The following is a 21,231-nucleotide window of genomic DNA, read 5'->3' on the forward strand; positions in this document are numbered from 1 at the left end:
CAGGCGGCGGCAATCCCCGATTCGCGTGATGCGACACCGGGGAAAGCACACTGGGCGGCCCCCGAAGGGACCGCCCAGTGTGTGATGCGAACGGGGCTTACTTGGCCCAGCCCACGTTCTGCCAGAAGTTCGTGCCGGTGGTCGACTCGAACTGCGAGGGACCGTAGTTCACGAGACCGTCGGCGATCGCGTACTGGTTCGGACGTGCCGCCAGGGGGATCGTCACAGCTTCGCTCATGATGATCTTGTCGATCTCCTTCGCGATCTCGAGACGTGCCTCGGGGTCGAGCTCGGCGTTGGCCTTCGTCCACAGACCGTCCAGACGCTCATCCGCGACGCCGGGGAAGTTCTGACCCGAGTCTGCCGGGCTGAAGATCGACTCCGTCGAGGAGATCGGGAACGGCGTACCCTGCCACGCGAAGATCGTCGCCTCGAAGTCACGCGTCTCCGTCGTGATGTACTTCGTGAAGAAGTCCGCCGACGGGACGGTGTCGATCTTGACGTCGAAGCCCGCCTTGGCGGCCATCGGCTGGATCTGCTGCGAGAGGATCGCCGAGTTCGGGGTCTCCGAGGGGATCACGAGGCGAACGGTCAGCTTGGTGCCGTCCTTCTCGCGGATGCCCTTGTCGCCCTCGACCCAGCCGGCGTCTTCCAGCTGCTTCTTCGCGGCGTCGACGTCGAACGCGATGTCCGCGCCGTCGTCTTCGTAGCCGTTCTGACCGTTGAGGAAGATGAGGTTGTTGAGGACCTCGGGCTCGACGCCCAGCGGCTCGATGACTGCCTGAGCCATGATCTGGCGGTCGAGCGACTTCGCGAAGGCCTGACGGACGGCGACGTCTTCGAACACGCCGGCGGTGCCGTTGAGCGTGACGTGGCTGTACGTGACACCCTTCGAGTTCAGGATCTCGGAGTCGGAGCGTGCCTTCGCGGACTCGAGCGTGTCGACGCTGGAGTTGATCGGAATGGCGTCGAACTCCTTGTTGGCGAACGCCTGTCCGACGGTCGAGCGGTCTGTCGCCTTGTAGTTGATCGTGTCGAGCTTCGGCTTGTCGCCCCACCACTTCGGGTTCGGCTCGAACGTGATCGTCTTGCCGGTCGCGTCGAACTTGCTCACGATGAACGGACCGCCCGAGACGTACGTCGAGCCGTCAGCAGCGAACGGGCCGTTCGCCCATGCCGTGTTGAAGCTCTCCGGCGTCGCCGTGAGCCAGCGGGGGTAGATCGTGCCGGTGCCGAGGATGGAAGGCCAGTCGGCGTTCTTGTTCGCGAACGTGATCAGCACGTCCTGGTCGTTCTCGCCGGCCTCGACGGAGGCGACGTCGGACCAGACGTTGGTGGACGTCGGGGCGTATGCCTCGGTCTTGCCGTTGAGCGCATTGAACTGGCCCTGGAAGTCCTGCACACCGATGGGGGTGCCATCGGACCAGACGGCGTCAGGGTTGACCTTGACCTCGACGACCTGAGGGTCCTCGCTCTTCAGCTCGACCGACGTGGCGAAGTTCGGGTCGGCTTCCCAGCCGCCGTCCTCGTTGATGACCACGAAGCCGGGGGTGAACAGGCTCGAGATCGTGTTGTCGTCGACGGTGCCGGCATCGAGGTTGTAGAGGTTCCAGTTGGCCGGCGTCTCGTCGAGCGGCAGGTTCAGCGTGCCGCCGTCCTTGATGGCGTCGCGGTCAGCGGCGACCCAGCCGGTCGCGGGAAGCGCCTCGGGCGAGGAACCGCCGTCCCCCTCGTTTCCGCCGTTCGTGGCGGGCGCGCACGCAGAGAGCGCCAGCGCGACCGCGGCGATCCCGGCGAGACCCGCCCATTTCTTGGAGTTCGACTTCATCGATCTCCCCCTTCTATCGTTTCGTGCAGACTGCACAGGACTCGTCCGAGCCGGTACCGAAGACAGCGACCGGCTATGGAGCAACATCATCGATGATCGCCCCGTACACCGGCATGTCAGGCACGTGTTGTCCGGATCGTTACCTAGTTGTCGTTGAAGTCACATGGTCGCACGACTGAAACGGGGTCGCGTCCGCGCTGACACCGCGTCGCGTCGGCCCGATCACCATGAACGTGGCACCATAGGGAGCCTGCCGGCGATCGAAGAGGATATGCCGGAGTTTTGGAAAGCGGGACTCGGGTGCCTAGAGTAGCGAGGCCGCAACAGATGTCGGGTGCGCGGCGATCCCGCGCCGAAGGAGCTCCATGATCGGATTCATCGCCAAGCGATTGGTGAACTATCTCATCCTCACCGTCATCGCCACCCTGGCCGGTTACGCGCTCGTCTCCACCACTCTTCAGCCGGCGGCACGGTTCCTCGGCAAGAATCCCCCGGTCCCGCAGTCCAGCATCGACGCGGCGCTCGACAAGATGGGCGTCAATCCCGACGTCTCTCTGCTTCAGCGCATGTGGGACTGGCTCGTCCAGTTCGTGACGACCGGCTCCCTCGGAATCTCGACGCGCAGCACCGAGGTCACGGCCGACATCATCGAACGTGCCGGCACCAGCCTGCGACTGCTCATCATCGGCACCATCCTGGGCGCGGTCTTCGGCATCCTGCTCGGCGTGTGGGGAGCCATCCGGCAGTACCGCGCGAGCGATCAGATCATCACCTACGCGTCGTTCACCGTGCTCGCGACGCCGATCTTCGTGATCGCGGTCCTCCTCATGATCGGCGCGACCTGGGTCAACAACGCGTCCGGCCAGCAGCTCATCAACTTCACCGGCGAGTACAGCGTCGGGGTCACCGGGTTCTGGCCCGTCATAGGCGATCGAATAGCGCATCTGCTGCTGCCCACGATCGCGCTCACCGTGACCGCGGCAGCCTCCTACTCCCGGTATCAGCGCAGCGCGATGCTCGATGTGCTCTCCTCGGACTTCATCCGGACGGCACGTGCGAAGGGACGCACCCGCGGATCCGCCATCATGCGTCACGGCGTGCGCGTCGCCCTGATCCCCATGTCGACCTTCTTCGCCTACTCGTTCGGCACCATCCTGGCTGGCGCGGCGGTGACCGAGAAGATCTTCAGCTGGCACGGCATGGGCGAATACCTCATCGACTCCGTGTCGAACAACGACATCAACGCCGCGACCGGGTCCATCCTGTTCGCCGCGATCCTGGTGCTCATCGCGGGCACGCTGGCCGACGTCCTCTACGCGGCCCTCGACCCCCGAGTGAGGATGTGACATGACGCTCGATCCCACACAGCTCGACGCTCCGCCGCTCGAGCCGGAGAACGAGGAGTCTCCTTCGATCCCCCGGTGGCGGCTGATCCTGGTCCGCACGTTCTCGACCAAGCGCGCCTGGATCGGCGCCGGCGTGCTCGTGCTGATGTTCCTGCTGGCGTACGTCGGCCCGCTGCTCTACCCGTGGTCCGCGACCGATCAGGACTACCTGTCATTCAACAAGGGTCCGAGCCTCGACCACTGGTTCGGCACCGACACGATCGGGCAGGACATCTTCGCCCAGTCGATGGCCGGCCTGCAGAAGTCGCTGCTCATCGGCCTCATCGTCGGTCCGGTCACCGCGATCATCGCCGGGCTCGTCGGCGCGATCGCCGGGTATGTCGGCGGCGTGTGGGACCGGGTGATCGTCTGGATCATCGACCTGCTCCTCGTGCTGCCGAGCTTCTACATCCTGGTCCTGCTGAGCCCGCTCTTCAAGGACCTGGCCTGGGTCGCGCTCGTCGTGTTCCTCCCCCTCTTCGGGTGGATGGTGCTCGCGAGAGTCATCCGCGGTCAGACCATGTCGCTGCGCGAGCGTGACTATGTCAAGGCAGCCCGTTTCATGGGCGTCGGCGGTTTCACGATCATCCGCCGCCACATCATCCCCAACGTGGCATCGCTGCTGATCATCGACGCGACGCTGGGTGTCGGCGCCGCGATCCTCGCCGAGACCACACTCAGCTACTTCGGCTTCGGCATTCAGCCGCCCGATGTGTCACTCGGCACGCTGCTCGCCGCCGGAAGCGCCGCGGCGACCACCCGCCCCTGGCTCTTCATCCCGCCGGCGATCATCCTCGTCGCCACCGTGCTCGCGTCGAGTCTGCTCGGAGATGCCCTGCGTGACGCCGTCGACCCGACCTCGGAGAACAACCGTGCCTGAACCCCTGCTTCGCGTCCGCGACCTCAACGTCACCTTCGAGACGAAGGCCCGCACCGTCCACGCGGTGCGTGGCGTCAACTACGAGGTCAACCGGGGAGAGTTCCTGGCGATCGTGGGAGAATCCGGCTCGGGAAAGTCCGTGTCGTCGATGGCGGTCATGGGCCTCCTCCCGAGCACCGCCAACGTCTCGGGCTCCATCACGTACGACGGCACCGAGCTCCTCGGCTCCACCGACCGGCAGCTGTCGAAGCTGCGCGGTTCCGACATCGCGATGATCTTCCAGGACCCGCTCTCGGCGCTGACCCCGGTCTACACGATCGGCCAGCAGATCATCGAGGGCCTCAAGCTCCACCAGCCCGGACTCAGCAACCAGGCTCTGGAGGCCCGAGCGGTCGAGCTGCTCGACATCGTGGGCATCCCGGAGCCCCGCCGACGGGTGAAATCGTTCCCGCACGAGTTCTCGGGCGGCATGCGCCAGCGCGCGATGATCGCGATCGCCATCGCGAACGATCCGAAGCTGATCATCGCGGACGAGCCGACCACGGCACTGGATGTCACCATCCAGGCCCAGATCCTCGATGTGCTCCAGAAGGCGAAGGACATCACCGGCGCCGCCGTGGTGCTCATCACGCATGATCTCGGCGTCGTCGCCGGCAACGCCGATCGCGTGGCCGTGATGTACGCGGGCCGCATCGTGGAGACAGCACCGGTCGACGAACTGTTCGCACGTCCGGCGATGCCGTACACGATCGGACTCCTGCGCTCGATGCCCAGCATCGCCAACGGGCCCTCCGAACGTCTCGTCCCGCTCGAGGGACGTCCGCCGCTGCTGACCGAGGTGCCCACCGGCTGCCCGTTCGCCGATCGCTGCCCCGCCGTGATCTCGGCGTGCCACGACATCGAGCCCGATCTCGTCCCCGTCGCACCGCTGCAGTCCGCGGCGTGCATCCGCTCGGAAGAGATCGTCGACGGCCGGCTCCCCCGCGACGAGGTCTTCTCCCCGCCGGCCCCTGTCGAAGAGGTCGTCCGCGAGGTCGAGACCCGCGGCACCGTGCTCAAGGTCGAGGACCTGAAGCGGCACTACCCGCTCACCAAGGGCACCGTCTTCCGCCGCCGGATCGGCACCGTCCGCGCGGTCGACGGCGTCAGCTTCGAGCTGGACGGCGGCAAGACCCTCGGCCTGGTCGGAGAATCGGGCTGCGGAAAGTCGACCACCGTCATGGAGGTCATGGAGCTCGCCCAGCCGCAGTCGGGGCGCGTCTCCGTCAACGGCATCGACACGGCCACGCTCTCCGCTTCACAGCGTCGCGCGCTCCGAACCGACATCCAGATCGTGTTCCAGGACCCGGCGGCCTCGCTCGACCCGCGTATGACCGTCGAAGAGCTCATCGGCGAACCGCTCACCGTGCACGACGTCCCGGCGAAGGAGATCTCGCGCCGCGTGCGCCGGATGCTCGAGCTCGTCGGTCTCGAGCCGAGCTATGCCCGTCGCTACCCGCACGAGTTCTCCGGAGGTCAGCGCCAGCGCATCGGAATCGCGCGTGCGCTCGTCGTCGAACCGAAGATCCTCGTCCTCGACGAGCCGGTTTCCGCGCTCGACGTCTCGGTGCAGGCCGGCGTGATCAACCTGCTCGAAGACCTGAAGCAGCAGCTGGGGCTCTCGTACCTGTTCGTCGCCCATGACCTCGCCGTGGTGCGGCACATCGCCGACGACGTGGCCGTGATGTACCTCGGGCGCATCATCGAGTACGGCGACGTCGACGAGATCTTCAGCAACCCGCGCCATCCGTACACGCGCGCGCTGCTGTCGGCCGTGCCGGTCCCCGACCCGCAGATCGAGCGGACGCGCGAGCGGATCCTCCTCTCCGGAGACCTGCCATCGCCGACCGAGACGATCACCGGGTGCGCGTTCCGCACGCGGTGCCCGCTCTACGCGATACTCCCTCCGGAGCAGCAGGCCGAGTGCGAGACCAGGTCGCCCGAGCTGCGGCCCGTGGAGGGACGCGACGTCTCCTGCCACTGGGCGGAGCAGGACATCCTGCAGACCGCGTGATCCGTGGTGACGGCGTGAGCGGGCGCGGCACTGACCGCATCGTCATCCGCGGCGCATCGGGCTGGTGGATCAGCGGTGTTCTGGCGGCGCTCTTCGCCTACCTGCTCATCGATGCGACCGTGCGCGCGGAGTGGGCGATCGTGCTCCTCTCCCTGCCCTGGATGGCCGCGGTACTGCTGGTGTGCTGGATGCTGTTGATCCGGCCCTGCCTGATCGTCGCGCCGCCCACGCTCACCGTGGTCAACGTCGTCCGCACGCACACGATCCCGTGGCAGGAGGTGGCCGAGCTCCACGTGCGGTATCAGCTGGTCGTCGAGTTGACCGACGGCACCACTATCCGCGCGTGGGGTTCGCCCACCGTCCAACCGCGCCGGGACCGGGAAGCCGATGCGTCGACGACGCACCGTTCCCGCGCCTTCGTCGGTGTCGTGGAGGCGATCGACCGGGCGCGTGATGACGTCGGGCGAGCGCCGACGGGTACGTCATCACGAACCGTAGGTTTCGCGTGGCTGCCTCTCCTCGCTCTCGCCCTCGCCGTGGCTCTCGGCGTCACGGCCGCCGGCCTGCTGTTGTGACGCGGGGTCTCGGCACAGACGCCGAGATCCTAAGCTGAACGCGTGAGCGCACAGATCGTCCTCGTGCACGGCATCCGCACGTCCGCCACCATGTGGCGCGCGCAGCTCGCCTATCTCGAGGCGCGCGGATACGCCGCCACGGCCGTCGACCTGCCGGGACACGGCACCCGGATGAGCGAGGACTTCACGCTGCATGAGGCGCTGCACACGATCGATGCCGCGGTTCGCGCCGCGGCGCAGAAGGGGCCCGTCGTGCTCGTCGGGCACTCGATGGGTGGGCTCCTCTGCCTCGCGTACGTCGGCGGAGCGCAGACGCCACCCGTCGCCGGTCTCGTCGCGGCAGCGTGCACCTCGCTCCCCCACGGCGCAGGTCTGCGGGCCTATCGGCTGTTCGCGAGGGCCGTCGACTCGCTCCCCGACCGCGGCATGTGGCTCACCGCGCGCATGCTCGAGGCCACCATCCCCGCCGAGACGCGGTCGGACTTCGCCGCGGGCGGCTACGCACTCGACACACAGGATGCCGCGCTCCGCAGTCTCGCGGCCCTCGACGTCGCCGCCGCGGTCCCCCGCATCACAATCCCCCTCTGGTTCGTGAACGGTCAGTACGACCAGCTGCGCCTGAACGAGACGCTCTTCCGTCGTCTCGCCCCGCACGCCGAACTGATCGTCGTCCCTCGAACGACCCATCTGGTCACGGCGATGAGACCGCGGATCTTCAACGCGGTGCTGCAGCTCGCGATCGCGACGGTGGAGAAGGACGCATCGCGCTCATGAGCGCTTCGGCTCTCGGGCGAACGCGGTGAGGAGTCCCCCCACCAGCGACAGCACGGCCGCCGCGACGAACACCAGCCAGAACCCGCCGACCAGGGCGACCAGCGCAGCCCCGAGCACCGGTCCGATCAGCTGGCCGAGGGCGGCCGTGACGTTCACGATCCCGAGGTCGCGCGCGTGGTCCTGTTCATCCGGCAGCAGATCGGCGGCGAAAGCGAGCCCCACCGTCGAGAAGGCGCCGTAGCCGAGGCCCATCAGAGCCGCGGCCACCATCGTCATCTCGAACGTCGGCACGAGCGCGATCGCGACACCGGATGCCGCCTGCACCACCGTCGCGGCGACCGCGAGCGTGCGCCGGTTCCCCGTGCGGTCGGAGACGATGCCGGTGACCACCGAGGCGATCACCACGAACACGGTGTACACGACGATGAGCAGCAGGAGGTTGTCCTGGGCGACCGCACTCGGCTGGCCGAGCCCGTGCAGCAGGAAGAACAGGAACAGGGCCGTCCCGAGCGCATTGCCGATGTTCGTCACCAGGCGACCGGAGAGCATCCAGGCGAAATCCCGATCGCGCAGAGAGGCCAGCCGGCGACGCCCCACCTGCTTCGGTCGCATCGCCTCGACGCTCGGCGGGTCGGGCAGGAGCAAGGCGACGGCCGATCCGACGACGGCGATCACTCCGGCGAGCAGCAGGTAGCCTTCGCGGATGCCGAGTCCGAGGAGAACGACCAGGCCGACGCCGAGCACGATGCCGACGGCCTGACTGGAACCGACCGCCGCCGATGCCGCACCGCGCTGCGTCGACGGCAGCTGGTCGGCGATGAGAGCGGTGAAGGCGGCGGACGAGACCGCGACGCCGATCGACACGCCCACCCATCCGGCGCCGACCGCCCATGGGCCCTCGGCGTATCCGGTCAGGACGAGGCAGACCGCGGTGAACAGAACGCCGCCGAGCGCCCACGGACGGCGGCGGTGGCGCCCCGCAGCTGCGCGGTCGGAGAGCGCTCCGGCCGCAGGACCGGCGATGATGCCGGCGAGCCCGCCGATTCCGAGCACCAGACCGGAGGAGACGACACCGCGGATCCAGTCGTCTTCCGGTGTGTCCAGCTGCAGGGGAAGAAGCAGCTGCACCGGCGTGAGCTGCACGGTCCAGATCGCGAGCCACGCCAGCGTGAACAGCGACATCCATCGTGCTCCCGCTCGAACCGTGCGGGTGCCGGCGACCTCGGTCATCTCGCCACCGCCGTCGCTGTCGCCGCGCGCGAACTCGCGATGACGTCGCGATACCAGTCGTAGGAGGCCTTGGGCGTCCGCTCCCCCGTCTCGAAGTCGACGTGGACGAGCCCGAACCGTTGGGTGTAGCCGTCGGCCCACTCCCAGTTGTCGAGCAGTGACCACACCGTGTACTCCTCCACTGGGACTCCGGCTGCCATCGCTTCCCCGACGGCGGCGAGGTGCCCGGCCAGATACGCGATCCGGTCCGTGTCATCGACGTGGCCGGCGCGCGGCGGTTCCGGGAACGAAGCCCCGTTCTCACCGATGATGACCGGGGGAAGACGGGGGTGCCGCGCATGCAGGTCGACCAGGAGGTCGCGGAGCGCTCCGGGCACGATCGGCCATTCGGGACCGAAGCCGGTGACGGGAGCGCCGGGAGTGGGCACGATGTCGAAGGGGATGGGACTCCCCTCCTCTGGTGCCGTCACGGTCGTGGGGTTGTAGAAGTTGATGCCGTAGAAGTCGATCGAGCCGCCGATCTCCTCGAGGTCCCCGTCGCGCACCGGCATCGGCGGGAGGCCCAGCGACTCCAGGTCCGGGTAGGCGCCGGTGAGGAGCGGCTCGCTGAAGACCCGATTGTGGATCAGATCATAGAGGCCGGCCGCCTCGTGGTCGGCGGCCGTGTCATGCAGCGGAAGCACCCACGTGTGGTTGTTCGCGAGCCCGACGGCGGAGGCGCCTCGCTCCCGCAGCACGGAGGCAGCGCTGGCATGGGCGAGCAGCTGGTGGTGGGCGGTCGGCAGCGCGCCGAAGAGCAGCTGTCTCCCCGGCGCGAGTGCGCCGACCGCGTATCCCTGCAACGTCGTCATGGCCGGCTCGTTCAGGGTGTACCACTGCCGCACGCGATCACCGAGGCGGTCGGCCACGATCGTCACGTAGTCGGCGAAGCGCTCGGCGGTGTCACGCTCGAGCCAGCCGCCGTCGGCCTCGACCGCACTCGGCATCTCCCAGTGGAAGAGGGTCGGGAACGGAGCGACGCCCGCCTCCAGCAGAAGGTCGACCAGCCGCGAGTAGTGGTCGAGGGCGGTCTTGTCACCGTCACCTCTGCCGTCCGGCTGCACGCGCGCCCACGGGATGGAGAACCGATAGCGGTCGAGCCCCAACCCGGCGGCGAGGGCCACATCGGCCTCGGGATGCCGGTAACTGTCGCATGCCGGGTCTGCCGTCGACCCGTCGATGATCGCGCCGGGCCTCTCGAGGAAGTCGTCCCAGATGGAGCGTCCCGTATTTCCCGTCGGACGCGATCCCTCGATCTGGAAGGCGGAGGTCGCGGCGGACCAGCGAAGGCCTGCGGGCACGGACGGAGGAACGCGTTCGGGGGTCATATGGCTCCTTGACAGCGGTGTCGGGATAGTGATGATTCTGCACCCAGTACCACGAGATCCGCGACGGAGTTTCGCAATCCGTCGGCCGTTTCGCGTCTACACCCCCTCTGCTGGTAGACTCGACTCTTGGCTTGCGTGTGGGTTCTTCCCTCACGACCGCCGTGCAGCAGCCCTCTTCTGCTGCCGGCATTCCGAACACTCCTGTACAGAAAGCGTCCACACGTGGCAAACATCAAGTCGCAGATCAAGCGCAACAAGACCAACGAGAAGGCGCGCGAGCGTAACAAGGCCGTGAAGAGCGAGCTCAAGACGGTCATCCGCACGACTCGCACGGCAGTCACCGCCGGCGACAAGGTCGCAGCCGAGGCCGGCCTGAAGAAGGCCGCCGTCAAGCTCGACAAGGCCGTCAGCAAGGGTGTCCTGCACAAGAACCAGGCGTCGAACCGCAAGTCGGCTCTCGCCAAGCAGGTCGCTTCTCTCTGAGCTGAAGCTTCTGAGAAAGGCCCGTCCCGTCTTCGGGGCGGGCCTTCTTCGTCTCCGGCAGTGATCCGCGGCGTTCTGCGGAGCGAGGACGCGTGACTATTCTTCGCCGAACGGTCGACGAGTGGCGATCACCGTGACCATGCGCTCGAGCGCGAAGATCGGATCGCGGGCGGCACCCTTGACCTCACCGTCGGCGCGCGCTGTGGCCTGGATCGCCATCCCGAGCGAACGCTCGTTCCACCCGGCAAGGTCACGGCGGGCACGGTCGACCTGCCAGTCCTTCATGCCCAGTCGCTGGGCGAGCTGCCGGCTGGGTTCGCGGTTTCCGGCGACCCGCGCCATGGTGCGGAGCTTCATCGCGAAGGCCGCGACCATCGGCACCGGATCGGCTCCGGATGACAGGGCGTGGCGGAGCGCGACCAGCGCCTCACCGTAACGGCCGGCGATCGCGGTGTCGGCCACGACGAATGCCGACACTTCGACGCGCCCGCCGTAGTACTTGGTGACGACTTCTTCGGAGATGTCGCCCTCGACGTCTCCGATGAGCTGCTGGCAGGCCGCCGCCAGCTCGGTGAGATCATCGGCGAACGCGGAGACCAGCGCGCGCAGCGCCGCCGGCGCGATGCGCTTCTTGGCGGTGCGGAACTCTCCGGCGGCGAAGTCGACCCGATCGCCATCGCGCTTGATCGCGGGGCAGGCGATCTCGATGCCTCCGCCGGTGCCGGCACGGACCGCATCGAGCAGCTTCTTGCCGCGCACGCTCGCGCCCGTGTGCCGGAGGATGACGGTCGCGCCCTCCTGCGGGTTGTCGAGGTACGACACCGCCTCCTGGATGAAGGCGTCGGAGCACTTCTCCACGCCGGAGACGCGCACCAGGCGCGGTTCGCCGAAGAGGGACGGGGAGGTGAGGGCCAGGAGCGTTCCCGGCGCGTAGTCGTCGGCCCGCACATCGCTGACCTCGAGAGCGGGGTCTTCGGCGCGGAGATAGTCGCGGACGCCGGCGATCGCGCGCTCTGCGCAGACCTCTTCCGGCCCGGAGACGAGCACGAGCGGAGCGGGACGAGGCTCTCGCCAGGAGACCTGGGGGACCTTCGTGGGTTTCGCACCACCGCGGGAAGGGGGACGCGAAGCTGCCATGGATCCAGACTACCGGCGGTCGCCGACACCGCTGCCCGCTCGCTCATGGTGCGGTCTTCTCAGTCCACACCTGCAGCTCGCTGTCGCCGGTGCCGAGGAGGATGCGTCCCTGCCGATCGGTGCGCAGCGTCTGCGCCCCGGTCGCCGACAGAAGGTCGAGTGTCTCGATGCGCGGGTGGCCGTAGTCGTTGTCCGCTCCCACGCTGAACAGCGCCACGCGAGCCTGCACGGCCTCATAGAGACCCGCGTCCTGGTCCGCGCTGCCGTGATGGGCGACCTTGACGACGTCGTAGTGACCCAGCCGAGCCGTGCGGAGCAGCATCCGCTGGGGTGCCGCAGAGAGGTCGCCGAGGTAGAGCGACCGGGGCACTCCTCCCCCATCGAACTCCATCACCACGCTCGCGTCGTTGCCCGCCGGAAAGGCGGCCGAACCCCGCACCGGCCACAGCACTCGCCACGCGGCATCGCCGAGGTCGCCGCGTTGGCCTGCCCACGCCTCGTCGACCTGTGCACCCGAGACGGCGAGGTCGGCGAGGAGACGTCGTTCGTCCGCCTCGAGCGCCGGACCGTGGAGGACCGCACCCACCCGTCCCTGCACGGCGGCGACCCCGCCGACATGGTCGAGGTCGAAGTGCGTGAGGACGAGAAGATCGATGTGCCCGATGCCGAGAGACCGCAGACATGCCGCCAGTGGCTCCGGGGCGGGCCCCGTGTCGATCAGCGCCACTCTCGTCGCCGAGCGCACGAGCAGCGCATCGCCCTGTCCGACATCGCACGCGGCGATCGCCCACCCCTCCGGCGTCGTCGCCGTGGCGAGCGGTCCGTCGAGGACCACACGGGCGCCGGCGAGCGAGAGTACGACGATCAGAACCGCGGCTGCGGCTCGCTGCACGATGAGTCCTCCACGCCCGGTCGCAGCTCCCCTGCTCTGGGGGCCGGACCTGATGACGACGACCGCGATACACGCGCTCACGAGAGCCACGAGCAGTGCGCTGCCGATCCCTGCGGGCAGCAACAACTGTGCGCCCGGCAGGCGAGCGGTCGTCGTCGCCGTCGTCGCGATCCAGGCGGCCGGCAGCCAGGCCGACGACGCCAGCAGATCAGCGAGACCCGGCAGCGGAGCGGCCAGACATGCCAGCATCCCGACCACGGTGGCGATGGGCGCCGCGGGAGCCGCGATGATGTTCGCGGCGATGCCGATGAGCGACTGCTGCTCGGCGAACAGGGCGATGATTGGGCCGCAGGCCAACTGTGCGGCAAAAGGGACCGCGAGAGCCAGAGCCACCGGTCCGGGCATGATCCGGCCGAACCCCCGCGCGAGTGGAGGCGCGAGCAGGATCAGCGCTCCGGAGGCCGCGACCGAGAGCGCGAATCCCGGGGTGGCGGCCAGCCAGGGGTCGACGAGGAGGATGCCCGCCGCGCACAGCGAGAGCATGCCGGATCCAGCGCTCGGGCGGCCGAGCAGCACGGTGAGCATGCCGACAGCCGCCATCACCGCTGCGCGGATGACACTCGGCTCCGGCGTGACGAGGACGACAAACCCGGCAAGCCCCACGACAGCGAGGACGACCCGCAGCATTCGCCCCGCACCGCACAGGGCGGCGATCCAGAAGATCCCGCCGACGACGATCGCACAGTTCGCCCCGCTCACCGCGGTGAGGTGACTGAGACCGCTCGTGCGCATGTCGTCGTTCAGCTCGATCGACACCGCCCGGGTATCCCCCACGGCCAGGCCGGGAAGCAGGCCCGCGCCGGGCTCGGGGAGCCGTGATGAACGCTCGACGAAGGCGTGCTTGAGAGCCGCTGCGACGCCGAACGCTCCCGATGCCGGCTCGACGACCTCGGCATCGTTCGCGAAGACCACGAGCGCCGACCGCTCTCCCGCATCGGTGGCTGAGGCCTCGCCGACGGCTCGGATGCGCGCGCCGAGGTCGAACCCGTCAGCCGGGTCCACTCCGATGCGCACCGGTGCCGACGACCCGCTCGCGCGCCCCGGCGGTCCGAGCGTGGAGGTCGAGGCCTCGAACCACAACCGCCCGTCGCGACCGACCGATGCCGAGGACGTGACTTCTCCCGTCACCTCGACCACGCGACCGTTCCACGACATCGCCTGCTCCCGTGCGGGGAGGGCGAACCCGACCGTCAAGGCCGTGGCTGCGGCGGCTGCGAGAAGCACGACGGCCAGACCGCCGGTCAGGCGCGAAACCCAGGTTCGCGGGCGCCCGACGAGCAGCATCAGCACCAGAATCGCCACGAGACCGCAAGCGGCCGCAGACCACCAGGCCGCCTCGGGTATCAGTACGCAGAGCAGGGCGATCACCCAGACAGCCAGCGCAAGAGGGAGGAGTCGGAGGTCGCGCGTCTTCACACCCTGACCCCGTCGCGCAGGCCGGCGAGCAGCTTCTCCCCGATGCCGGGAACCGCAAGCAGGTCGTCGACGGATCCGAAGCGCCCGTTCTCGTCGCGCCAGGCGATGATCCGCTCCGCCAGCGCTGGACCGATGCGCGGCAGCGTCTCCAGGGCGGCCTGATCCGCGGTGTTGAGGTCGACGCGGTCGTCACCCGGAGGACCCGTTCCCGGTGCATCGGTCGCCGCACCCACGGCCGGGACGACTATCTGCTCACCGTCTTCGAGCAGCCTCGCGAGGTTGACCGCCGCCAGGTCGGCATCGTCGGTCGCGCCCCCGGCCGCGGCCAGCGCGTCGACGAGGCGCGCATCGAGGTCCAGCACGTAGATACCCGGACGGGCGACCGAACCCAGCACGTGCACGTACAGCTCACCGGACGGGCCGGCGGTCGTCGCGGCATCCGTCAACGGTACGGATGCGGTCGGCGCGGCCTGGCCGCGGAGGATGCCGAGGCCGACGGCGGCAGACAGCACCACGAGTGCGAGAACCACCCCGGCGCCGATGCTCAGACGCAGTCGACGCCGTGTCGGAGCTGGTGCTTGCGGGGATGCCATCCGGCCAAGCTAGGTGTGCGAGGCAGACTCCCCGCACCCCACAGACCTGAGCCGTGGACAACCGGCGTCCTGAACTGATGGTGCAGAGCAGTTCGGATCGCGCATCTCAGCCCCGCGACGGATCTGGATACATCCCCCGACCGATGCTCACGGGAGCCCCCTGTCCGTAGCGTCGTGGGCATGCCCACCACTCGTCTGTCCGTGCGCTCCGTGCTGCCCTTGGGCATCGTCTCAGCCCTCGCCGCCCTCCTGCTGATCGTCCCGCTGCCGGGGAGCCTCAGCGTGGTCGGCACCCGATGGCTCAGCTCCGCAGGGTCAGCCGTCCCCGCCGTCGAGCTGATCTCCGAGGCAGGGCTCCTCGTGCTCGCCGCCGCCACGGCCGTCGTCATGGCCCGCGCCTGGTGGAGCCAGCCGGAACGACGCGTGCATATCGCCGCCTCCGCCGTCGGCGTGGTCCTGGCCTACCTCTTGAGCGAGGGCGGAAAGCTGCTCTTCGCCCAGGCGCGTCCGTGCTCGGTCTGGCAGATCGCTGGTGAGTGCCCGCCGCCTGGAGACTGGTCGCTGCCCTCGAACCACGCGACCCTCGCATTCGGCGCCGCCGCAGTGATCGCCATCGCCGTCGGACGGTCGTGGCTCACCTGGTCGGCGATCGCGCTCGCCTCCGTCGTCGCCGTCGGGCGCGTCGCGCAGGGCGTCCACTACGTCCACGACATCGCCCTCGGAGCGATCCTCGGCGTGGCGGTGGTCATCGGCGTCGAGGCGGTCTTGCGCGCTATCCGTGCGCGCGCCACGACTCCTCAGGAATGACGGCGACGGCCCCTGGCCTCACCGAAGTGAGCGCCAGGGGCCGGAAGCAGTCCCTGCGGTGGGAGCCGATCAGCCCTTCACGACGATGCTGACGATCTTGGGCGCGCGCACGACGACCTTGACGATCTCGCGGTCGCCGATCGAACGGATGACCCGCTCGTCGGCACGGGCCAGCGCTTCGAGCTCGGACTCGCCGATGCGCGCCGAGACCTCGAGCTGTGCGCGGACCTTGCCGCCCACCTGCACGACGGCGGTGATCGTGTCCTCGACCAGCAGCGCGGCATCGGCGGATCGCCAGGGCACCAGCCCGACCGAGGGCTCGTGCCCGAGGATCTCCCACACCTCTTCGGCGGTGTGCGGGGCGAACAGGTCGAGCATCACGGCGATCGTCTCGGCGGCCTCGCGCACGGCGGGGTCAGCGGCACCGGCGGCACCGTCGATCGTCTTGCGGGTGATGTTCACCAGCTCCATGAGACGGGCGACCAGGACGTTGAACTTCGTCTGTTCCACGAGAGCCGGGGCCTCGGCGAGCAGCTTGTGCGTCGCGCGGCGCAGTGCGGGGTTCCCACCGTCGAAAACGACGTCGACCGGGCTTGCGACGTCGCCGGCGATCCGCAGCACGCGGGCCAGGAACTTCTGCGCACCGGCAGTGGAGACGTCCTCCCAGTTGATGTCATCCTCCACCGGGCCTGCGAAGGCCAGAGCGACGCGGACGACATCGGCACCGGGGTCGATCATGCTCGACGAGAACTCGACCAGATTGCCCTTGCTCTTCGACATCTTGGATCCGTCGAGGAGCACCATGCCCTGGTTGATCAGCGTCGTGAAGGGCTCGGTGAAGTCGATCAGCCCCATGTCGAACAGCACCTTCGTGATGAAGCGCGCGTACAGCAGGTGCAGGATGGCGTGCTCGACACCACCGATGTACGAGTCGACAGGAGCCCATCGGTCGGCCTGAGCCGGGTCGAACGCCACGGTGTCGCTGTTCGGCGACAGGAAGCGCAGGAAATACCAGGAGCTGTCGACGAAGGTGTCCATGGTGTCGGTGTCGCGCAGCACCGGGTCGCCGGTCCCCGGGGCCGTCGTACGCACCCAGCGCTCCGCCGCACCGAGCGGCGAGGTGCCCTTGGGCGAGAGGTCGAGACCTTCCACGCTGGGCAGCTTCACCGGCAGCTGGTCTTCGGGAACCGGGATGATGTCCCCGTCCTCGGTGTGCAGCATCGGGATGGGAGTGCCCCAGAAGCGCTGACGCGAGATCAGCCAGTCACGCAGGCGGTAGTTCTTCGCGGCGCGTCCGGTGCCGGATGCCTCGAGCTGCTCGATCGCACGCGCGATCGCGTTGCGCTTGGACAGTCCGTTCAGCGCACCCGAGTTGATCATGCGGCCTTCGCCGGTCAACGCGATGCCGGTGGATGCGGGGTTCTGCTCGTCGAGAGCGGCGCCGGTGTCGATCGGCACCCCTTCCTCGTCGACCTCGATCACGGGCATCGCGCCCGTGACGGGAGCCGTCGTGTCGACGACGACCTTGACCGGCAGGTCGAACGCGCGGGCGAAGTCCAGGTCGCGCTGATCATGGGCGGGCACGGCCATGACGGCGCCGTGACCGTAATCGGCCAGGACGTAGTCGGCCGCCCACACCGGCAGCTTCTCGCCGTTGACCGGGTTGATCGCGTAGCGCTCGAGGAAGACACCGGTCTTCGGGCGGTCCGTGGACTGCCGGGCGATGTCCGTCTCCTTCTGCACCTGCTCCAGGTACGTCCGGAAGCGCTGGCGCACCTCGTCGGGCGCATCCGCCGCCAGCTCGGATGCCAGGTCGGAGTCGGGTGCGACGACGAAGAACGTCGCTCCGTGCAGCGTGTCGGGGCGCGTCGAGAAGACGGTGACCGGCTCTTCGCGACCCTCGATCACGAAGTCGACGTCCGCTCCGATCGAGCGTCCGATCCAGTTGCGCTGCATCTGCAGCACCTTGTGCGGCCAGAAGCCCTCGAGCTGGTTCAGGTCATCGAGCAGACGGTCGGCGTAGTCGGTGATGCGGAAGTACCACTGCGTGAGCTTCTTCTTGATGACCTCGGCACCGCAGCGCTCGCAGCGACCGTCGACGACCTGCTCGTTCGCCAGCACCGTCTGGTCGTTGGGGCACCAGTTGACCGGGCTCTTCTTGCGATAGGCCAGCCCGCGCTCGTAGAGCTTCAGGAACAGCCACTGGTTCCAGCGGTAGTACTCGGGGTCGGACGTGTGCAGGACGCGGGTCCAGTCGTAGGAGGTGCCGAACTCCTTCAGGCTCTGCTTCTGCTGATCGATGTTGGCGTACGTCCACTCCCGAGGGTCGGCGCCGCGCTTGATCGCCGCGTTCTCCGCGGGCAGGCCGAAGGAGTCCCAGCCGATCGGGTTGAGCACGTTGTGACCGCGGTGACGCCAGAACCGCGCCACCATGTCGACGTACGCGTAGTTCTCGGCGTGCCCCATGTGCATGTCGCCGGACGGGTAGGGGAACATTCCGAGCACGTACTTGCGCGGGCGGGTGTCTTCCTCGCCGCCGGTGAGGAACGTGCCGTTCTCCGCCCAGTACTTCTGCCACTTCGTCTGGATGGCGTGCGCCGACGGAGTCTCGTCATCGGCGGGAGCGGTGGACAGGTTCTCAGACAACGAACGCACGACCAATCTGAAGGAAAAAGCGGGATCAGTTCAGGATATCGGAACGCCAGACCCCCGGCATTTCCGCACCGAGCGCGGCGAGGGGCGCTCGCGCCTTGGTCGCGACCTCGGCGACTTCGGATGCGGCCACCGACCCCCAAGTGATCCCTCCTCCGGCGCCGACCACCGCCTGCTCGTCGTCGATCAGGATGCTGCGGATGACCATGGCGAGGTCGAGCACACCGTCCGCACCGATGTACCCGAAGCAGCCGGCGTAGACGCCGCGCGGTCCGCCTTCCAACTCCTGCAGTCTCGTCATCGCGGAGAGCTTGGGCGCACCCGTCATGCTGCCGGCGGGAAAGGCCGCGTCGAGCAGCGAACCGACGGTCGTCCCGGCCGCGGCGACACCGCTCACGGTGCTCACGAGCTGGTGCACGGCCGGGTAGCTCTCGACCACCCACAGTCCGTCGACGCGGATGCTCCCCGGCTCGCACACGCGGGAGAGATCGTTGCGCATCAGATCGACGATCATGACGTTCTCGGCGCGCTCCTTGCGATCTGCCGCGAGTTCTGCGGCCAGCGCGGCATCCTCCTCCGGGTCGGCACTGCGGGGCCGGGTGCCCTTGATGGGGCGGGTGCGGATGACACCGGCCTCGACGTGGAGGAACTGCTCGGGGCTGGCGCTCAGCAGCGCGCGGCCGCCGATGCGGAGGAACCCGCCGTGATGCGCGGGCGTCGCGGCTCTCAGGCGACGGTAGACGTCGACGGCGTCATGCGCCCCGGCCACGGTGAACCGCGTCGTCAGGCACAGCTGGTAGGCGATGCCGGCGCGGATCAGGTCGCGGCAGCGTTCGATGAGCGCGGTGTACTCGTGCGGATCGTGTCGCGCTTCGGCGATGCGGACCGCACCGTCGGAGGCCTTCAGGGGGACCGCGTGGTCCGGCGGCTGCGGGGCACCGGAGACCTCCGCCGCCCACGCCGGGAGGTCGTCGTCGGCGCCGAGTGCCCAGGCGCGCCGCGCGGCATGATCGAACGCGACGACGTGTGTGGCGCGCAGCCAGGAGCCGCCTAGCTCATCGACAGGCCCACTCACCGGCGCACCGGCGGCCGCGGCGCCGGACTCGTAGTCGAGCCAGCCGACCCACCCTCCGGAGAACGGCGGAAGGGTGGGATCGCTCGGCGCCCCATCCAGCGCCACATCCCGCGGCAGGGACGACCGCTCCCCCGTGCCGACGAAGCTCCAGCCCTCTGTGGCATCCGCTCCGGCGTCGAGCCAGAAGACATCGGCGCCGCGCGCTTCGAGCATCCCGAACACGGACGACGGCTCCACCCAGGAGGGAAGGGGTCGAGCGGTCAGCTGTTCGGGCACCTTTCCAGCCTAGGACCGGGTCGCTCCCGTATTCTCTTGACGTGGACGACCTCCTGCTCTGGCTCCTCGACACCGTGCAGTCGATCGATCCGATCACGCGCACACTGGTCGCGGGGATCGCCGTCATGCTGGAGACCAGCATCCTGATCGGCCTCATCGTCCCCGGGGACACCATCGTCATCATCGCCTCGATGGGCGTCGCCACCGTATGGGAGGGCATCGCGATGGGTGTCGCCGTCGTGATCGGCGCACTGATCGGCGAGAGCATCGGATTCTGGCTCGGACGCTGGCTCGGCCCGCACATCCGCGTGTCGTGGCTCGGCCGCAGGATCGGCGAGCACAACTGGGTCCGTGCCGAGAACTACCTCGAGCGCCGCGGCGGCATCGCGATCTTCCTCTCCCGGTTCCTCCCGGTGCTGCACTCCCTCGTCCCCCTCACCGTCGGCATGAGCGAGTACCCCTATCGCAAGTTCCTGGCCTGGACGGCTCCGGCCTGCGTGCTCTGGGCCACCGCGTATGTGAGTGTGACCTCCCTCGCGGCCGGCAGCTTCCGCGAACTCGTCGATCGCGTGCACTTCGCGGGCTACATCTTCGTCGGCGTCATCGCGCTGTTCCTGCTCCTCGCGTTCCTCGGCAAGAAGCTGCTGCAGCGGCTCGAAGCCCGCCATCAGGAGGCCCCGGAGTCGGCAGCCGACTCCGACGTGAAAGACTGAGTCAATGGCATCGGCTCCCCCAGCCCCCCGGATCCACTGGTTCGCCCGACTCGAGCATCGCCTCCATGTCTGGCGTGAAGGTCGTGCGCGCCGTCGTGGCCGTGTCGCCACGATCCTCCCCTTCCCCGGCTACGGCGGTCCCGGCTGGGTGCGCGTCGTCGGTCGAGTGCTGATCGTGCCCCCGCAGCGTCGTACGCGCGACGGCGAACCGGCGAGCGTGCGCGGTTGGCGCAGCTTCGTCGGGATCCCGGTCGGGTACGCGGCGGTGACCGTGCACGTCGGAGGGACGACGCATCAGCTGGTCGCCGATCGTGGTGGCGTGGTCGATGCGAAGATCGCCGTCGACCTCGAGCCCGGCTGGCAGAACTTCACGATCTCAGTCGAGGGCCAGGAGCCCGTCGAGGCCGGCGCCTTCATCGTCGCGAAGGACACCACGTTCGGCGTCGTGTCCGATGTCGACGACACCGTGATGGTCACGGCCCTGCCCCGTCCGTTCATCGCCTTCTGGAACTCCTTCGTGCTCGATGAGCATGCCCGCCTCCCCGTGCCCGGGATGGCCGTGCTGCTCGACCAGCTGCTGCGACAGCACCCCGGAGCGCCGATGGTGTACCTGTCCACCGGCGCCTGGAACGTCGCGCCGACCCTCTGGCGGTTCCTCGGTCGTCACCTCTTCCCGGCGGGGTCGATGCTGCTGACCGACTGGGGCCCGACGCATGAGCGCTGGTTCCGCAGCGGGCGTGAGCACAAGCTCACCAACCTGCGCCGGCTCGCGACGGAGTTCCCCGACGTGAAGTGGTTGCTGATCGGCGATGACGGCCAGCACGACGAATCCATCTACTCGCAGTTCATGGACGAGCACCCGGATTCGGTCGCCGGCGTCGCCATCCGGCGCCTGCTGCCCGCCGAAGCCGTGCTCGCCGGCGGCCGCGCCGGCCGAGAGCCGCATTCCGACGACGTGGCCCCCTGGGTGAGTGCCGAAGACGGCGCCGGGCTCCGCGACCTGCTCGGCGAAGCCGGCATCCTGCACTGACGAGA

Annotated in this window: 17 protein-coding genes; 9 read left to right on the forward strand and 8 right to left on the reverse strand. The window is 68.6% G+C overall.

All coding sequences use genetic code 11. The annotated features are described in order from the left end of the window. Nucleotides 1–97: 97 nt before the first annotated feature. Nucleotides 98–1,828 carry an ABC transporter family substrate-binding protein gene (locus BQ2383_RS17760; RefSeq protein WP_167381658.1) on the reverse strand — a complete coding sequence of 577 codons (1,731 nt, stop codon included), beginning with the start codon at nucleotides 1,826–1,828 and terminating at the stop codon, nucleotides 98–100. 365 nt (nucleotides 1,829–2,193) lie between these two features. Here BQ2383_RS17760 and BQ2383_RS17765 point away from each other — a divergent pair, with 365 nt between their 5' ends. The 5 genes from BQ2383_RS17765 to BQ2383_RS17785 are packed head-to-tail and all read left to right on the forward strand — an operon-like array spanning nucleotide 2,194 to nucleotide 7,495. Further along, nucleotides 2,194–3,174, forward strand: a complete 981-nt coding sequence (locus BQ2383_RS17765; RefSeq protein ID WP_091036971.1) for an ABC transporter permease — start codon at nucleotides 2,194–2,196, stop codon at nucleotides 3,172–3,174. 1 nt (nucleotide 3,175) lies between these two features. Next, nucleotides 3,176–4,093 (forward strand): ABC transporter permease, encoded by a 918-nt coding sequence (locus tag BQ2383_RS17770; RefSeq protein WP_091036975.1) that lies wholly within the window; start codon nucleotides 3,176–3,178, stop codon nucleotides 4,091–4,093. Further along, nucleotides 4,044–6,146 (forward strand): ABC transporter ATP-binding protein, encoded by a 2,103-nt coding sequence (locus BQ2383_RS17775; RefSeq protein ID WP_091036978.1) that lies wholly within the window; start codon nucleotides 4,044–4,046, stop codon nucleotides 6,144–6,146. The genes BQ2383_RS17770 and BQ2383_RS17775 overlap by 50 nt, the downstream gene beginning before the upstream one ends. Beyond that, on the forward strand, nucleotides 6,143–6,721 hold the full coding sequence (locus tag BQ2383_RS17780) for a PH domain-containing protein (RefSeq protein WP_091036981.1): 579 nt from the start codon (nucleotides 6,143–6,145) through the stop codon (nucleotides 6,719–6,721). Before BQ2383_RS17775 ends, BQ2383_RS17780 begins: the two co-directional genes overlap by 4 nt. Nucleotides 6,722–6,763: 42 nt before the next feature. Beyond that, nucleotides 6,764–7,495 carry an alpha/beta fold hydrolase gene (locus BQ2383_RS17785; protein ID WP_091036985.1) on the forward strand — a complete coding sequence of 244 codons (732 nt, stop codon included), beginning with the start codon at nucleotides 6,764–6,766 and terminating at the stop codon, nucleotides 7,493–7,495. Here BQ2383_RS17785 and BQ2383_RS17790 read toward each other — a convergent pair. After that, entirely contained in the window at nucleotides 7,490–8,725 is a 1,236-nt protein-coding gene (locus tag BQ2383_RS17790) for an MFS transporter (RefSeq protein WP_091036987.1), read from the reverse strand. The two genes, BQ2383_RS17785 and BQ2383_RS17790, sit on opposite strands and share 6 nt — an antisense overlap. Beyond that, nucleotides 8,722–10,092: a glycoside hydrolase family 1 protein gene (locus BQ2383_RS17795; protein ID WP_091036990.1), complete on the reverse strand. Its 1,371-nt coding sequence runs from the start codon at nucleotides 10,090–10,092 to the stop codon at nucleotides 8,722–8,724. The genes BQ2383_RS17790 and BQ2383_RS17795 overlap by 4 nt, the downstream gene beginning before the upstream one ends. A gap of 222 nt (nucleotides 10,093–10,314) precedes the next feature. Between BQ2383_RS17795 and rpsT the strand changes: the two genes are divergently transcribed. Then, nucleotides 10,315–10,575 (forward strand): 30S ribosomal protein S20, encoded by a 261-nt coding sequence (rpsT, locus tag BQ2383_RS17800; protein ID WP_091036992.1) that lies wholly within the window; start codon nucleotides 10,315–10,317, stop codon nucleotides 10,573–10,575. A gap of 96 nt (nucleotides 10,576–10,671) precedes the next feature. On the opposite strand, the gene holA is transcribed toward rpsT, so the two are convergent. The 3 genes from holA to BQ2383_RS17815 are packed head-to-tail and all read right to left on the reverse strand — an operon-like array spanning nucleotide 10,672 to nucleotide 14,673. Continuing rightward, nucleotides 10,672–11,712, reverse strand: coding sequence for a DNA polymerase III subunit delta (gene holA, locus BQ2383_RS17805; protein ID WP_091036995.1), 1,041 nt, complete (start codon nucleotides 11,710–11,712; stop codon nucleotides 10,672–10,674). A gap of 43 nt (nucleotides 11,713–11,755) precedes the next feature. After that, nucleotides 11,756–14,080: a ComEC/Rec2 family competence protein gene (locus BQ2383_RS17810; protein ID WP_244176042.1), complete on the reverse strand. Its 2,325-nt coding sequence runs from the start codon at nucleotides 14,078–14,080 to the stop codon at nucleotides 11,756–11,758. Further along, nucleotides 14,077–14,673 (reverse strand): ComEA family DNA-binding protein, encoded by a 597-nt coding sequence (locus BQ2383_RS17815; RefSeq protein WP_091036998.1) that lies wholly within the window; start codon nucleotides 14,671–14,673, stop codon nucleotides 14,077–14,079. The genes BQ2383_RS17810 and BQ2383_RS17815 overlap by 4 nt, the downstream gene beginning before the upstream one ends. A 180-nt stretch (nucleotides 14,674–14,853) precedes the next feature. Here BQ2383_RS17815 and BQ2383_RS17820 point away from each other — a divergent pair, with 180 nt between their 5' ends. Next, nucleotides 14,854–15,480 carry a phosphatase PAP2 family protein gene (locus BQ2383_RS17820; RefSeq protein ID WP_091037000.1) on the forward strand — a complete coding sequence of 209 codons (627 nt, stop codon included), beginning with the start codon at nucleotides 14,854–14,856 and terminating at the stop codon, nucleotides 15,478–15,480. Nucleotides 15,481–15,549: 69 nt separating this feature from the next. Here BQ2383_RS17820 and leuS read toward each other — a convergent pair whose 3' ends face one another. Next, on the reverse strand, nucleotides 15,550–18,126 hold the full coding sequence (leuS, locus tag BQ2383_RS17825; protein ID WP_091037660.1) for a leucine--tRNA ligase: 2,577 nt from the start codon (nucleotides 18,124–18,126) through the stop codon (nucleotides 15,550–15,552). A gap of 34 nt (nucleotides 18,127–18,160) precedes the next feature. Then, nucleotides 18,161–19,483 carry an anthranilate synthase component I family protein gene (locus BQ2383_RS17830; protein ID WP_208617696.1) on the reverse strand — a complete coding sequence of 441 codons (1,323 nt, stop codon included), beginning with the start codon at nucleotides 19,481–19,483 and terminating at the stop codon, nucleotides 18,161–18,163. A gap of 41 nt (nucleotides 19,484–19,524) precedes the next feature. On the opposite strand from BQ2383_RS17830, the gene BQ2383_RS17835 reads away from it, so the two are divergent. Together BQ2383_RS17835 and BQ2383_RS17840 are read left to right on the forward strand one after the other, a co-directional pair. Next, nucleotides 19,525–20,196, forward strand: coding sequence for a DedA family protein (locus BQ2383_RS17835; protein WP_091037003.1), 672 nt, complete (start codon nucleotides 19,525–19,527; stop codon nucleotides 20,194–20,196). Nucleotides 20,197–20,200: 4 nt separating this feature from the next. Further along, complete coding sequence (locus BQ2383_RS17840) at nucleotides 20,201–21,226, forward strand: App1 family protein (RefSeq protein ID WP_091037005.1); 1,026 nt, start codon at nucleotides 20,201–20,203, stop codon at nucleotides 21,224–21,226. The last annotated feature ends 5 nt before the right edge of the window (nucleotides 21,227–21,231 follow it).

Origin of the sequence: Microbacterium oxydans, from assembly GCF_900095745.1 — a bacterium.
Classification (GTDB): Bacteria; Actinomycetota; Actinomycetes; order Actinomycetales; family Microbacteriaceae; genus Microbacterium; species Microbacterium oxydans_B.